Origin of the sequence: Vibrio sp. 2CM40D (assembly GCF_023161825.1) — a bacterium.
GTDB classification, from domain to species: domain Bacteria; phylum Pseudomonadota; class Gammaproteobacteria; order Enterobacterales; family Vibrionaceae; genus Vibrio; species Vibrio alginolyticus.
Genome location: NZ_JALNTL010000006.1, coordinates 140,607 through 154,865, shown reverse-complemented (window position 1 = coordinate 154,865; position 14,259 = coordinate 140,607). Strand labels below are relative to the sequence as shown.

Here is a 14,259-nt window from a genome sequence, read left to right as displayed (position 1 = left end):
TTTTCATTCCACATCAAATATTGTTTTTATGACAACTGAAGACCAGTTTTCAAACTCATCACGTTTTATTTTCAGTTCTTCAATTGGTATCCATTCTGGATTTATGTGATATCCTTTTTCTTTAACAATCACATCTTGACTTTTTAATTCGACGTGGTGTAACAAAGATAAATGCTGAGAGCTTACTGTTCGGCTATCGTCATACATACAACCTATAAATTTCATATTGCTATTAGTTTTTAGCTCTACTTCTTCTTCTAATTCTCTTGTAAATAATTTTGCTTGCTCAAAGAGATCGAAATTTATATCGCTACTTAACTGCATCACTTCGTCATACTCAATATGTCCCCCTAGTAATATTGATTTTTCTCCCTTCAACCTTGATTCTGGAGCTCGGCCAGATCTAACGTGAGTGAACATAGACGAACCACTGGTGATAACAAATGAACTTACTAATTGAATATATTCAGTAGATTGCTCTGCATCTCTTCGTAACATTGGCTGACAGTTTGAAGCAAACCAAGCTAATGGAGGTTCCATCGTTCTTAGTCCATTGCCAGGCAACAACTCACTTAATAAACTCCTCTCAAAGACGGCAATGACTTCATCTAGGTGGGATTTGTGTATTTCCTTTTCCCTAGGCTCGTATTGCTCATAGTTCTTTCTATCTAGCCAAGAGCTTAAGCCAAATGTATTCGGGGCAAGCACAGCAAATTTACTAACGGGCTTTTCTTTGATATCCGTATACAAACGGGCCCTTATCTGGGTTACCAAATTTGATGACTTTGACCTATATTCTTCTTGTTCACGCAACTTCGCCTCTATTTGTTTATCCGTTAAGGCTACGTCAGCGGACTCCAATACCTCATAAATATTTTCAAGAAGCGTCATACTTTTGTCCTTGTTTTCTTTATAGCAACTATATTCATAACACATCAGACAAGATCAGGCCGAACAAAAGTACTGAAAGATCGTTGATATCATACTTTTTGCATTGTCCGTGACCAAAGTAAATTCCGGCAGTGGACACTAGCCCTTACATAAAAACTTTTACTAGGTTTCGCGTCCGCTTCATCACGCCCCACCAGACCGGACTAAGACAAGAGAAACACGGGAATTTAGCCTTGAGTATGCTGGCACGGAATTCACGCACAGCTCTTCAGCACAGGAGATTCTTGGCACTTAACTTGCGCAGGAAATCTGCACAGGGAACAGGAGATAGACAGGAGAAAAGATTCTGAGGAGAGGTTTATCTGAATTTCAGGCACAAAAAAACCAGCATTAAGCTGGCTTGATAAATCCGGACTTGAACCGGCACAGCGCGAACGCCGAGGGATTTTAAATCCCTTGTGTCTACCAATTCCACCACCAGGGCAACGCAATCATGCGATGGGTTAGACACCATCTATCTCGCGACCTTTGCCGTGAGAACGAGGCGTACTTTAACGGATTAATTTATCTGGTCAACAAAAAATTAGTCTTTTTTATTCAAATGGTTAAAAAGACGACTCTAACGAACAAAGGGCGATCATTTTGCTTATTTGATCATCAATACGCTTTGCTTTCGTGCCTTTTAACCTTCTCATTTTATATCAATGAAGAGCCAACAAATCGCGCAAGTTAACAGTATGGGTATAAACTTAACGTGTATTTCAGAGAACAAAATAGCGCTCATCATGTTTCGAAAACCATCATTTCACTTACCCTTACATGCCGACTCCGAACTCGACTTCGTAGTGCCCCACTTCTTCCTTACTGAATTTGATTATGCACGCTCTCTGGAGCAGGGAGTCATCGACGACTTGGATCCTGAATATACACACCAATATCGCGTCACACTGAGGCGCATACGCTCACTATGCTCACTACTTCGCGAACTGATCCCTCCTTTTGAACAGCGTATTTTGAAACCTCATTTAAGAATAATGATGAAGAAAACAAACAAGCTGCGTGATTTGGACGTATTTATCTTGGACAAAAACCAATACATTGAAATGCTCCCAAATCACAAATCGTCTCTTGAGCAACTTTTTTGCTTTATAGAATCTGAACGTGCTTACGAACAAGCAAAAGTTACGCGTTGGCTAGCTACACAAGAATACACAACGCACTGCACTTTGATCAGGAATAGTATGTTGCGAAGTACGCAACACGAACCAGTGGATAGCAACGTACCTGCGTTACTTTTCGCAAGCCAAAAAATCTCCGTTCAATTTAAAAAAGTTGATAAAGCACGACGCAAAATCTCGGACAAAAGTCGTGACAGCGTGATTCATTCGATGCGGATAAAGTGCAAAGCGCTTCGTTATTTGTTAGAAGGATTTTCCACGCTCTATCCTTCCCAACAGCACAAAAACAACGTGAAACAACTAAAACTATTGCAAGACAAGCTCGGTGACTTTAACGACACTTCAAGTCAAATTGAATTTTTCGCACAACTCAAAGAAACAGCAAATCTCAATAAACAAGATCGTAAGGCTTTGAAAAAGCTAATTAACGTACTTAGCGAACATCATGAACTCTCTCGCCAAACCATCTTGACGCATTTAAGCCAGTTTGAGTCTTTCATTCGCGATTCCAATACACAAAATCTCTACCGACCCTAAATCAAGGTTCACGTATTCTTAATATTCATTAATTACAGTCAATCGTTGGGCTCCACTAAGAAAGATAACGTGAAACCATTAAAACGATACCAATACGAGCGCTATGCGGTGCTTTGTAATCTCGCCTACCCTCGCGTCTTCAGACAAACTCAATATGGATTCGATCCTAATGGGCAACGAGTCATTAGAAATGAACACGGTAAGATTATGATTCGCGTGCTCTGGAGTAAAAAACAGAGTGAAGTGGTCGTAGTGATTAAAGGCTCACACAGTATCAGTGATTGGTTGTTGAACTTCGCGATGTGGACGAGAAGTTGTCGAAGGTTGGGACTAAACTATCGCATTCACGCGGGTTTCTATCATCTGTTGTTCCAAGAAAGTTTACCGAGCCGGAATGAAGATCGGTTAGGGTTGACCGTGATCGAACGCCTCGAAGGTATCGTTGTACCACTTATTCTCAGGGGAAAAAGAATCACTATTACTGGCCACTCTTCAGGTGGCGCGATTGGCAGTGTTTTTGCTGACTATATTGAGAAAAAATACCCCAAAAGCATTAAACGCGTGGTCACTTTCGGACAGCCCGCTGTCGGAGATTGGACGTTTAAGAAACGCTACCGTTTGGGGCACAAAACATACAGGATTTGTTGCGACATCGACATCGTGACCTTTATGCCGCCCGTACCTTTTTTGTATTGGCATGTAGGCAAAATGCTATGGTTATATAACGGGAGAATATACGAGAACACCCCAACGCTCATACGGCTTGGGCGCTCCTTATTTAGTTGGTTAATGCGACCGTTCTCTTATCACTTTATGAGTAAATACATTCGCGACAAAGACTTTTTTGATGAACGCTGAGTTAAACATCCGAAAGGTATGACGTACAGACACCAAAAAGCCGGACTTCGCCGGCTTTACGATTAAGTGGTGATCTACAGAGAGGCGATTTCTTTTTCAAGTTGATATTTGTTATCTGTGACAATTCGCTCTAACACTTCAACACGTCGCTTCAAGTCACCAATTTGCTTGTTAAGGTTATCTTGTTCTTCTCGGCTCATCGTATTACGTTCAGATATCTCCAACGCTCTTACTTCTTTACGATGGTTCAAGATTAACTTTATTATCCCGCCCCCAAATATGGCACCGAACACAATAGCCACAACCAATACATCAGCAATAGATTCCATTCTTTATCTTCCTCTAGATTATGCTCAACTATAAGTTACTCATTTGTCGAATGAATATCAAATAACACATTGATTCATTGAAGAGTTTTATCAAGAATTGCCTACTCTGTATCAAAATCACAGGAATGGATTATTCAACGCCAACCCAAACCGAGACAGATCCGCCGTTTACTGGGAACTCAGCCCAACCATTCGCATCAGTCCAAACTTCTTCAGTTCGGAGACCCAACTTGTCTACGTAGCGAGCACTTGGTTTACCCGTATACATCCACTTCGAGCCGCCAGGTCCATCACTCATGATCACGGCCATTGAATGTGGATGCTTTGCATCACCTTCTCGAGTCCAACCAATTACGTCCCAGTGGTCGAGATAAGAATGTTGTTTGCCATACGCATAGTCTTTACGCAGTGTTACTAGCTCTTCAATGTAAGGCACTTTGACCATATTGATGTCATGCCCTTTATCACTGTACTGCGCGCCGTAGTAATCTGCATAAAACACGGATGGATAGCCTTCTTCACGCAATAAGATAAACGCGTAAGCGAGCGGCTTAAACCACCAATCAACCGTCGACTCCAAAGCCTGCAAAGGTTGAGTGTCATGGTTTTCTACTAAGGTTACCGCTTTGACTGAATTGTCCTTCATCAGCGTACCATCCATGATTTGACGCATATCGTAGCTACCACCCGATTTAGACGCATTGTAGAAGTTCATATGTAACGGTGCGTCGAATAGAGACATGCTGCCAGAAGTTTTGGTGATAAAGTTATGCAACTGATTAACATCGTAGTTCCAGTACTCTCCGACCGTGAATAGTTCTTTCCCTGTTTTCCAACGTAGGTGATCAATCCATTCTTGCAGGTATTGATATTTGATGTGCTTCACCGCGTCCATTCTAAACCCATCCACACCCGTCATGTTGATATACCACTCGCCCCAGTCTTTCAGCTCTTGCTTCACTTCAGGGTGATCCATGTCTAGATCAGCGTACATAAGGTAATCGTAGTTGCCTTTTTCCGAGCTAACTTCCCAATCCCATACCTTACCCTCACCTTTGAATTTGAAGATAGCTTTTTCTTCGCCAGCATCGTCCCAATCCACGCCATCAAAGTGGTACCACGTCCAATGAAAGTTTGAGTACTTGTCGTTGCGCCCAGGGAAATCAAACTCTACCCACGCTTCAATCCATTTATCACCAAGTTCAATATTTCGGTTGTTCCAATCTACTCGCTTGGTATCAACCCAAGACTTTCCATCCGCACCACCGCGATGGTTGAACACCACATCGCCATAAATCTTGATATTGTTTTTATGGGCAGCATTGATGGCGCTTAGGTACTGATCTTTGGTGCCATACTTGGTGCGCACCGAACCTTTTTGATCAAACTCTCCCAAATCGTACATATCATAAACGCCATAACCGACGTCGTTGCTACCACCAGCACCTTTATAGGCGGGTGGTAACCATAACGCAGTAAAGCCGTTATCAGATAGTGCCGACGCGTTGTTTTCAACTTGTGTCCAGAGTGCACCGTCATTTGGCACATACCAATGGAAATACTGCATCATGGTGCCATTTTGTGCCGCCATTACAGGCGAACTGAGCAGCAAAGTTAAGGGTAAAAGTGTAGGTTTAAGGTTGAATGTTTTCATTATTTTTCTCTCACGTTAAGGACTAGAATCCTCCTTTCTGCATATACGCACCAAGCGATACTAACTATGACGCTAGCTAGGTTGCTGCCTGTAATACAAAAAGTTCGGATTACAATCGAAGAGAAACTATCACCAATCACACTATACAATTATTGAGTTGTCTAACATTTATAAAATCAATGATTAGCGCATTAAAAATATTGAATGGTGATCAAAACATGGGAGACTTTAGGAAAGCGCGAAGGGTTACGAAAAGGCGGACTAAAAACGAAAAAAGCCAGTCATTTAAGACTGGCTTTCGAAATAGTGGAGGCGCCTCCCGGAGTCGAACCGAGGTCCACGGATTTGCAATCCGCTGCATAGCCACTCTGCCAAGGCGCCTTTCTGATATTGTATCTCTGTCACCAAAGATTTTGATGGTGCCCCGGGCCGGACTTGAACCGGCACAGCGCGAACGCCGAGGGATTTTAAATCCCTTGTGTCTACCAATTCCACCACCAGGGCAACGCAATTATGCGATGGGTTAGACACCATCTGTCTCAGCGACCTTTGCCGTGAGAACGAGGCGTACTTTAACGGATTAATTTATCTGGTCAACAATAAATTTTATCTTTTTTATTTAAGTGCTTAAAAAGCGATCTGACTAGTACATTTGGCATTCAATTAGACCAATAAGCACCCGTTCCCTTTCATTAGCCCTGAAGTCATACGCATACTAGTGTCCGTAACTGCTTCGAGGTAAACACGCGACTATCACGTTATGAACGCTGATCTTTTCACCGCTGTAACATCTGTAACAATTTAATTCCCTACTCTTGGCACGATTGCGTACAGAACATCATATTTTGTTACTGATAACTTTATATCGAATGTGGTCGTACCTTTATAAAATCATTGACTTTTTTTATTTTCAAACAAAGCTCAATTCATTATCGAAAATATCAATAAATAATGGTACGTTACACGAGTTGCAGTAATTTAATGGACATATATCACATATAAGGATGTGGTTTACTTTGGCGACACAACATAAGAAAAACAAGGTATATCACTAATGTCTATCAAGAATCTTTCTATAGCGAAAAAGATATCGCTATCGTTTTTACTCATTGCCATCGTCAACATTGCATTTGGCGTGTTTTTATCTACAGAGCTCAAAAGCATCAAATCTGAGCTTTTAAACTATACCGATGATACGCTTCCTGCAATGGAAAGGGTCGATTCGATTCGAGATCATTTGTCTCGCTGGCGCCGAGCTCAATTTGCTGCGTACACTTATGAAGACGCAGACCAAGTCAAAACTAAAATTTCTAACAATATTAGAGAACGCGAAAAGATCACTAGAGAGCTCAACGCTTACGGTGAAACTATCTGGCCTGGCGAAGAGCAGCAAACTTACCAGCGTCTTATGCGTCAATGGAAAAAGTACTTGGTTACTATGGACCAGTACAATGAAGCGATGCTAGCTAACGACAAAAGCAAGGCCCACCCTATTTTGGCGAACTCTTTGTCTGCTTTCGAAGCGGTTGACTCAGAGTTAGGCGAACTAATCCGTCTCCTTAAAGAAGCTATGGACAGCAACAAAACTCATATCCTGTCCTCTGTAAATGGATTGAGTAATTCTTCAATTGCAAGTAACGTGATTATTCTACTGATCATGGTAGGCATGACATACGTGCTGACTCGCCTAATTTGTGGCCCACTTAAACTTGTTGTTGAGCAAGCAAATGCTATCGCAACAGGTGATCTATCAAGTGACATTGACCGTAAAGCAATCGGCAATGATGAGCTTGGTGAACTGGCAGACGCGACCACTAAGATGCAAGATGACTTACGCCAAGTTATCGATAACGTGATTGCTGCAGTTACTCAGTTAAGCAGCGCTGTCGAAGAGATGAACCAAATCTCCGATATTTCTGCGTCTGGTATGAAAGATCAACAGCTGCAAATTACGCACATCGCAACAGCAATGACAGAAATGAAAGCGGCCGTAGCCGATGTTGCTCGTAACACTGAAGACTCAGCGAACCAAGCTAACGAAGCAAACCGCCGCACACAACACGGTGTTCGTGAAACCCAAGGTATGGTTGACGCGATTCAAGAAGTTTCAAACGTAATTGGCGCTGCAGGCGATACCGTAGCTGAGCTTGAACAGCAATCGAATAAAATTAACGTGATCGTGGATGTTATCCGCGACATCGCCGATCAAACCAACCTACTTGCACTTAATGCAGCCATTGAAGCGGCGCGTGCTGGTGAGTCTGGTCGTGGCTTTGCCGTCGTTGCAGACGAAGTTCGAACTCTTGCCGGCCGTACGCAAGATTCAACGAGTGAAATCACTTCGATCATTGAGCAGCTACAATCACTTGCAAAAGACGCAAAATCAGCCACTGAACTTTCTAGAACCAGTATCTCAGAATGTGCAGAACAAGGCATTCAATCAAAACAGCTGATGAGCGACATTGAGCATTCGATTTCGGACATCTCAGACATGGGTACCCAAATCGCCACGGCTTGTAACCAGCAAGACTCCGTTGCGGAAGAGCTTAACCGCAGCATTGAAAACATACATTTAGCATCTCAAGAGGTCTCGCAAGGCTCGGAGCAAACCGCACAGGCGTGCCGCGAACTAAGCCAGCTATCCATTTCTCTTAAAGATGTAATGAGCCGCTTTAAACTGAGTTAAACTCAGTGGGTACCTTAGTAGATATCAAATCAATCCCGATTTGCTTAAATTGAATGTCATCACTGAGGTATATTTAGGTATATATTAAATCACTATCTTAACAAACGCTCCAAAGCACCACTTGGAGCGTTTTACTTCGTCAGGTACTTTCCCCAAGTACTCAATAACATAACCAATACAAAAAACGCGTACGGAGACTTTATGCGCTTAAATAAAACCTTACTATCACTGACTATCGCTGCTGCAATCGCGGTTCCTGTAATGCAAGCTACTGCTGCTCCTCTTCAAATTAGCAATACAGCAGCAAAAGCAGAGCAAGTTCAAGGTGCTAACGCTTGGCTAGAAATAAACTTAGGTCAGTTCCGCGATAATATTGAGCAGTTTAAATCGCACATGGATGGCAAAACGAAAATTTGTGCCGTGATGAAAGCCGACGCATACGGCAATGGTATCGCAGGCCTGATGCCGACTATTATCGAACAACAAATTCCTTGTGTTGCCGTTGCAAGTAACGCCGAAGCACAAACTGTTCGCGACAGTGGCTTTAAAGGCCAACTTATGCGTGTACGCTCAGCGGATATTGGCGAGATTGAAGCCGCAATCGACCTAAATGTCGAAGAGTTGATAGGCACAGCAGAGCAAGCTAAAGCACTGTCTAAACTAGCCGAGAAAGCTGGTAAAGAAATCAAAGTTCACCTTGCTCTGAACGACGGTGGTATGGGACGTAATGGTGTTGATATGACGACAGAAGCGGGCAAGAAAGAAGCGCTAGAAATCGCTCAACAAGCTGGCGTTAGTATTGTTGGTATCATGACTCATTTCCCTAACTACAATGCAGACGACGTGCGCCAAAAGTTAGCTTCATTCAAAGACAGTTCTGCATGGCTGATTAAAGAAGCGAATCTAAAACGCGACAACATTTTACTGCACGTAGCTAACTCTTACACCGCGCTTAATGTTCCAGAGGCGCAGCTTGATATGGTTCGCCCTGGTGGCGTTTTATACGGAGACCTACCGACTAACCCTGAGTACCCTTCTATCGTGTCTTTCAAAACACGCGTGGCATCCGTTCACCACCTGCCAAAAAATAGCACAGTCGGTTACGACAGTAGCTACACAACAAGCAAAGAAAGCTTAATGGCGAACATTCCTGTTGGTTACTCTGATGGTTACCCACGAAAAATGGGGAATGCGGCAGAAGTTCTGATCAATGGCCAACGTGCAAAAGTTGCGGGCGTTGCTTCAATGAACACTACAATGGTAGATGTTACAGGTATCAAAGATGTTGAGCCTGGTTCTGAAGTTGTTTTGTTTGGCTCCCAACAAGGCAAAACGATTTCAGCTGCTGAGATGGAAAAACACGCAGAAGTCATCTTCCCTGAACTATACACGGTTTGGGGAAGCGCGAACCCTCGTGTCTACGTAAAATAAACCTATTCAGTTATTCGTAACAGAGCGAAAAAGCGAGCCTCGTGCTCGCTTTCTTTCTTATTTACTAATCTGTACTAGCTCGTGATTCTATCAATTAAACAGAGCTTACCATTTCTGTTGTTTTAATCTCCTTTAGCACTACCAAGTGCGACTCTCTACACTCTGTTTCTTAAAGCCGCTTGGATGGCTCAATTTTATATAGCACTTAGTGTTTGAAAGCCCCTCTAATTGATGTTAAACATGAAGTTTACAAAAGAATAACAAACACACTCGTATGGCACTGCCCCTTTGCCTGCTAGCTAGGTATCTCTATGACAGAAAATACTCAACATCTTCAACGCTCCTCCGCTGAGTTGCACGAATTTAATCGGCTTGACGTCTGGAACGGATTCACCCAACTTTTACCCCTCTCTATGTTCGTGGTCATATTTGGCCTCGCTTTCGGTGTTGCTGCGGTACAGACTGGACTAGATGTATTTCCCACTATGTTGATGAGCACACTGGTCTTCGCCGGTGCTTCACAATTTGCCACGTTAGAAATGTGGGGAGCAGAAGTCCCTCTCATTCCAGTACTTATTACTGTATTTGCTATTAATGCTCGTCACCTCTTGATGGGAGCCACACTTTATCCATGGTTACGACAACTCCCACCAACAAAACGTTACGGTGTAATGCTGGTAGCATCAGACGCTAACTGGGCAATGGCGCTCAATGCATTTGGTAGAAAAGAACCAGGCTTTGGCTTGCTTGTTGGTGGCGGCTTAGCGATGTGGTCTTTTTGGATTGTGGGCACCTGGATCGGCATTTATTTTGGTAGCGCAATCAAAGATCCGGTGGGCCTCGGGCTCGATATGGTTATGGGATGCTTCCTGCTGTCTATGGTGGTGGCTGGGCCGAAAGACTTAAGAATCTTTGCAATTTGGGCCATAGCAGCAGCCTCTTCTATGTTGGCGTATTGGTATTTGCCAGAGAATAGCCACGTAGTGGTTGGCGCCATTACTGGCGGAGTCTTGGGTGCTTGTTGGAAGGAGAAGAAAGCATGAACATCGAAACAACCTTAGGTGGCACACTGCTTATCATTATCGCTATGGCGTTAGTCACGCTCATAACCCGCTGGGGCGGTGTGTATGTTATGTCATTCATTCCAATTAGCGAACGGGTTCAACGTTTCATTACTGCGATGTCAGGTTCCGTACTGGTTGCGCTTTTAGCTCCGCTAGCAGTAGAGGGTGATAATGGTGCTAGAGCAGCACTGTTTTCTACTGCCGTTGTCATGTTCATCGTGAAAAAGCCTCTACCCGCAATCGCAGCAGGCATCATCGCTGCCGCTGCAGTACGTGCTCTTTAGTCGTTGTTTCAAAGCCGATACCAATCATCAATAAAAGACCCAAAACACAAAGCCCTGATGTCACAAGTGTCATCAGGGCTTATCTTATGCTCATCATTTTAACGATGAACAACGATTATTAATCATGGTGATGCAGCACATTATGCACAGCAGTTACAATTGCGCTTATATTTGTCCATTTTGCCAATACCAGGGTTAAAGGTATTGGTTGGGTCTAATTCGTGGTAAAACTTCTGCAACGAGTTTTCGGCTTCATACAAGTGACCCACGTTATGTTCTGCTGGGTATTTGGCACCACGGCTATTGAGGTGCTCAAGCATCAGCTTTTTCATCAACTTCGTGTCAGTCCCTTTTTTGAAAATGTAATCTTGATGGAAGACGTAACACATAAAGTGACCATAATAGAGCGCTTGAACAAGGTTCTTACTTACCTCTTCAGGCAAAGTTTCTAGCCACTCTTCATCATTACGTCGCAAAGCGATATCAAGTGCAACGATGTCTTCTACGTCTTTTCGGTGAATCGTCTCGTAACGAATTGCTGCACCTGCTGCTGCAAAGCGATGTAAATAAGCTTTTTTACCCTCTTCCGGCGTACACTCGAAGAAATCACAGTCGTCTTCAACAGCCCAAACTTCTTTGAGGTATTTTTGTGCTTCAGCAATACCACCATCACTCATTTTCAATACCAGGTGATGCTCATACTTGTCACGGAAATCCAGCATTCGCTCTGGTAAATGTTGTGGGAACAACTTGCTCGCGTAGTACAGAATGGTGTCTGGCAGATATTTACTGACAAACGGGATGCGCTCTAAGAAGTTTTCTACCTTAGCTTTAAGTGCGAACATTTTTGGCAGCTTATCTGTGCCTAACAAGTCGATGGATAAGAACACATCCTTGCCGTACTTCTCTGCCATGTTGAAGATATCTCGATGCAAGTATTCTCCCATCTCAGGCAAGTTATCAAACGTAGATAAGAAGTCTTTTCGCAACTTCGTTAGTTTCGCAGGGTCATTGGTGCCAAGGTAAAAAACCTGCTCTTTTTCGGGGACTGGGTAGCTGTCAACCCGAACGGCAAAAACCCCCAACTTACCAGCGCAGCCACTGGCTTCAAATAATCGGCGTTCATCGGCATTAAAGCGAGAAGGAATGTCAGAAGTCACGTCTCGAACACGTTCATCGTATTCTTTGTCTGATGCCATTCGCTCATCATGAATGATCTTCGCTGGGTCAAAGTTCCCTTCTTGCAGGTTTGTAAGAATTTCTTCTGGCGTTTCACCTAATCCTTCAATACCAAGGTGGTTCACCAAATGTAACTGGCCTTGCTTATCCACCTGCGCGTAGATCGCCAGTTCCGTATAAGCAGGACCACGCTTAACTAGCGCACCGCCTGAGTTATTAGCGATACCACCGACCACAGTTGCACCTAGCGATGAAGAACCGATGATAGAATGCGGTGCTCGGTTCACTGCCTTCAACTCTTTCTCCAAAGAGTGTAAGCTCGCACCAGGCAAGCAAACCGCCTGCTTACCACCATCTAATAAGTGAATCTTCTTGATTTTGGTAATATTGATCACAACCACATCGCGATCATAATCATTACCACTCGGAGCTGAGCCCTCTGTTAAACCTGTTTTAGCCGCCTGCATGATAATGATGCAGTTTGCTTCAACACACTGTTTAATAATCTTCCATTGTTCTAGAAGAGTGTTAGGAAACACGATAGCAAGCGCATTACCACTACCCGAACGAAACCCCGAGCGGTAATATTTCGTTTTAACCTCGTCGGTTAGAACATTTTCTTCCCCCACGATGGTTTTAAATTCTTCAATCAGCTGCTTTTGTTTCATATCCGTATCTCTAGTTATTGTACTTCGCTCACAACACCGCTTAGCGGCAGGCATGGCGTTTGAGCCACTATAAGCAGTCCATTTCTCTGCGTCTATGTCAGGCGGACGAACAATACGTAATCAATAAACAACAAACAAAATAATTCTTTATTTTTCTGTCACTTATCTTTCACATTTGAGAAATTTAATGTAAGAAACAGACCGTTTCTTAAAAGAAACAATAGCAAAACCATTTGTTAACAGTTGTGCGGGGTATCTTGTTATCAATATTAGTGAAGAAAACGAGGAGAAGCGTAAGCCCCTAAATTTAAGAGGATTCTTAGAAATGAAGATGGAAACATAAGCTCAACACCAATATAACGATCGGTGTTGAGTTATTGGCTTAAAATCGATGGTTTTGACTTTGAAAGCTTGAGTATAGATGATCGATAAAGATCTTAATTTTTTCTGGTTGCTGACGAGTGTAGGGATACACCGCATAAATACCCAAACATTTGGCTGTTTCGTCTTTAAATAACTGAATCAGACTGCCTTGTTTTAAGTCTTCATAAACCAATACACGCGGTACATAGATGATTCCCTGCCCTAACAGCGCTACATTTCTCAATACAGAAGAATTGTTGGTACAGAGGTTACCGTCGACGGTGATTTGATATACCTCGTCTCCATCTTTAAACGCCCACTCATGCGCTCCGGTTTCTTGGTAGGAATAGACTAAACAATTGTGTTTAGCCAAGGCTTGAGGTTGTTTAGGTATGCCATGTTTAGCTAGGTATTGGGGTGACGCGCAAATGATCCAATTCGCATCCACCAGCTTTCTTGCAATCAGACTAGAATCTGGCAACACACCCGTTCTAATTGCCAAATCAAAACGTTCATTCACGATATCGACGAAACGATTATCTAGATCCATATCGATATTGATGTCTGGGTATTTCTGATTAAATTCATTAATCACTTGAGGAAGAATTAATTCACCAGAGATAGTAGGCACCGAAATTTTAATGTTTCCAGATAAGTTTTTACCTAAACCCACAATGGATTCTTCCGCCGTTGCCACCGCTTGATAAACCGCTTTTGCATGAGTAAAAAACGCTCGTCCTGCTTCAGTCAACGTTAGCGTTCGCGTTGTTCGGTAGAGAAGCTGTACACCAAGCTCTTGTTCAAGCTTAGCAATGCGTTTACTGACGACCGATTTAGTCAGTGACATATGTCTCGCGGCAGCACTGAATGAACCTTGCTCGATCAAGTGATAAAAAATGATGTAATCGTCGGTATTTCTCATGCGTCTTCGTCAAATCCTTTGGAAGCCCGTATTGTAAACTGAAATTGGCTGAGGTGCGAAACATCGGATCACACTTAATATCAGAAACTCGTGACAGAGATGGGGTTGCTAAGCTCACAGGTAATGAAAAAGAGATGGTGTGAATTTATCAGTCTTCAGATACAAAAAAACCAGCTTTCGCTGGTTTTAAGTTGATGCACTTGGCATCGAGATAC

11 protein-coding genes and 3 tRNA genes are annotated in these 14,259 nt (G+C 43.0%); 6 read left to right on the top strand and 8 right to left on the bottom strand.

From position 1 onward, the window contains the following. Window positions 1-3: 3 nt before the first annotated feature. Both MTF70_RS15530 and MTF70_RS15525 read right to left on the bottom strand, forming a co-directional pair. Entirely contained in the window at window positions 4-891 is an 888-nt protein-coding gene (locus tag MTF70_RS15530; protein ID WP_180769564.1) for an HTH domain-containing protein, read from the bottom strand. A gap of 400 nt (window positions 892-1,291) precedes the next feature. Beyond that, window positions 1,292-1,371 (bottom strand) — tRNA-Leu (locus MTF70_RS15525). A gap of 305 nt (window positions 1,372-1,676) precedes the next feature. On the opposite strand from MTF70_RS15525, the gene MTF70_RS15520 reads away from it, so the two are divergent. Further along, window positions 1,677-2,606, top strand: coding sequence for a CHAD domain-containing protein (locus MTF70_RS15520; protein ID WP_025767733.1), 930 nt, complete (start codon window positions 1,677-1,679; stop codon window positions 2,604-2,606). Between the two features lie 69 nt (window positions 2,607-2,675). Continuing rightward, complete coding sequence (locus tag MTF70_RS15515; protein ID WP_005375991.1) at window positions 2,676-3,464, top strand: lipase; 789 nt, start codon at window positions 2,676-2,678, stop codon at window positions 3,462-3,464. A 74-nt stretch (window positions 3,465-3,538) separates the two neighbouring features. On the opposite strand, the gene MTF70_RS15510 is transcribed toward MTF70_RS15515, so the two are convergent. The 4 genes from MTF70_RS15510 to MTF70_RS15495 all read right to left on the bottom strand — a co-directional run bounded on the left by MTF70_RS15510 (window position 3,539) and on the right by MTF70_RS15495 (window position 5,951). Continuing rightward, the gene (locus tag MTF70_RS15510) at window positions 3,539-3,793 is read right to left on the bottom strand and encodes a hypothetical protein (protein ID WP_005375990.1); all 255 of its coding nucleotides are present in this window, start codon (window positions 3,791-3,793) and stop codon (window positions 3,539-3,541) included. A 130-nt stretch (window positions 3,794-3,923) separates the two neighbouring features. Continuing rightward, window positions 3,924-5,447, bottom strand: a complete 1,524-nt coding sequence (amyS, locus tag MTF70_RS15505) for an alpha-amylase (RefSeq protein WP_205460996.1) — start codon at window positions 5,445-5,447, stop codon at window positions 3,924-3,926. Window positions 5,448-5,754: 307 nt separating this feature from the next. Continuing rightward, a tRNA-Cys gene (locus MTF70_RS15500) sits at window positions 5,755-5,828 on the bottom strand. A gap of 36 nt (window positions 5,829-5,864) precedes the next feature. Beyond that, a tRNA-Leu gene (locus MTF70_RS15495) sits at window positions 5,865-5,951 on the bottom strand. Window positions 5,952-6,501: 550 nt separating this feature from the next. Between MTF70_RS15495 and MTF70_RS15490 the strand changes: the two genes are divergently transcribed. The 4 genes from MTF70_RS15490 to MTF70_RS15475 all read left to right on the top strand — a co-directional run bounded on the left by MTF70_RS15490 (window position 6,502) and on the right by MTF70_RS15475 (window position 10,912). Beyond that, window positions 6,502-8,133, top strand: a complete 1,632-nt coding sequence (locus MTF70_RS15490) for a methyl-accepting chemotaxis protein (protein WP_005375988.1) — start codon at window positions 6,502-6,504, stop codon at window positions 8,131-8,133. A gap of 201 nt (window positions 8,134-8,334) precedes the next feature. Beyond that, window positions 8,335-9,564: an alanine racemase gene (gene alr, locus MTF70_RS15485; RefSeq protein WP_205460995.1), complete on the top strand. Its 1,230-nt coding sequence runs from the start codon at window positions 8,335-8,337 to the stop codon at window positions 9,562-9,564. Between the two features lie 311 nt (window positions 9,565-9,875). After that, entirely contained in the window at window positions 9,876-10,607 is a 732-nt protein-coding gene (locus tag MTF70_RS15480; protein WP_054865294.1) for an AzlC family ABC transporter permease, read from the top strand. Next, entirely contained in the window at window positions 10,604-10,912 is a 309-nt protein-coding gene (locus tag MTF70_RS15475) for an AzlD domain-containing protein (RefSeq protein WP_017820198.1), read from the top strand. Before MTF70_RS15480 ends, MTF70_RS15475 begins: the two co-directional genes overlap by 4 nt. Window positions 10,913-11,052: 140 nt before the next feature. Here the strand turns inward: MTF70_RS15475 and dld are convergent, their stop codons facing one another. Both dld and MTF70_RS15465 read right to left on the bottom strand, forming a co-directional pair. Further along, a complete protein-coding gene (dld, locus tag MTF70_RS15470; protein ID WP_042520979.1) occupies window positions 11,053-12,759 on the bottom strand; it encodes a D-lactate dehydrogenase in 1,707 nt (568 codons plus the stop codon). Between the two features lie 382 nt (window positions 12,760-13,141). Further along, complete coding sequence (locus MTF70_RS15465; RefSeq protein WP_047101034.1) at window positions 13,142-14,044, bottom strand: LysR family transcriptional regulator; 903 nt, start codon at window positions 14,042-14,044, stop codon at window positions 13,142-13,144. Between the last annotated feature and the right edge of the window lie 215 nt (window positions 14,045-14,259).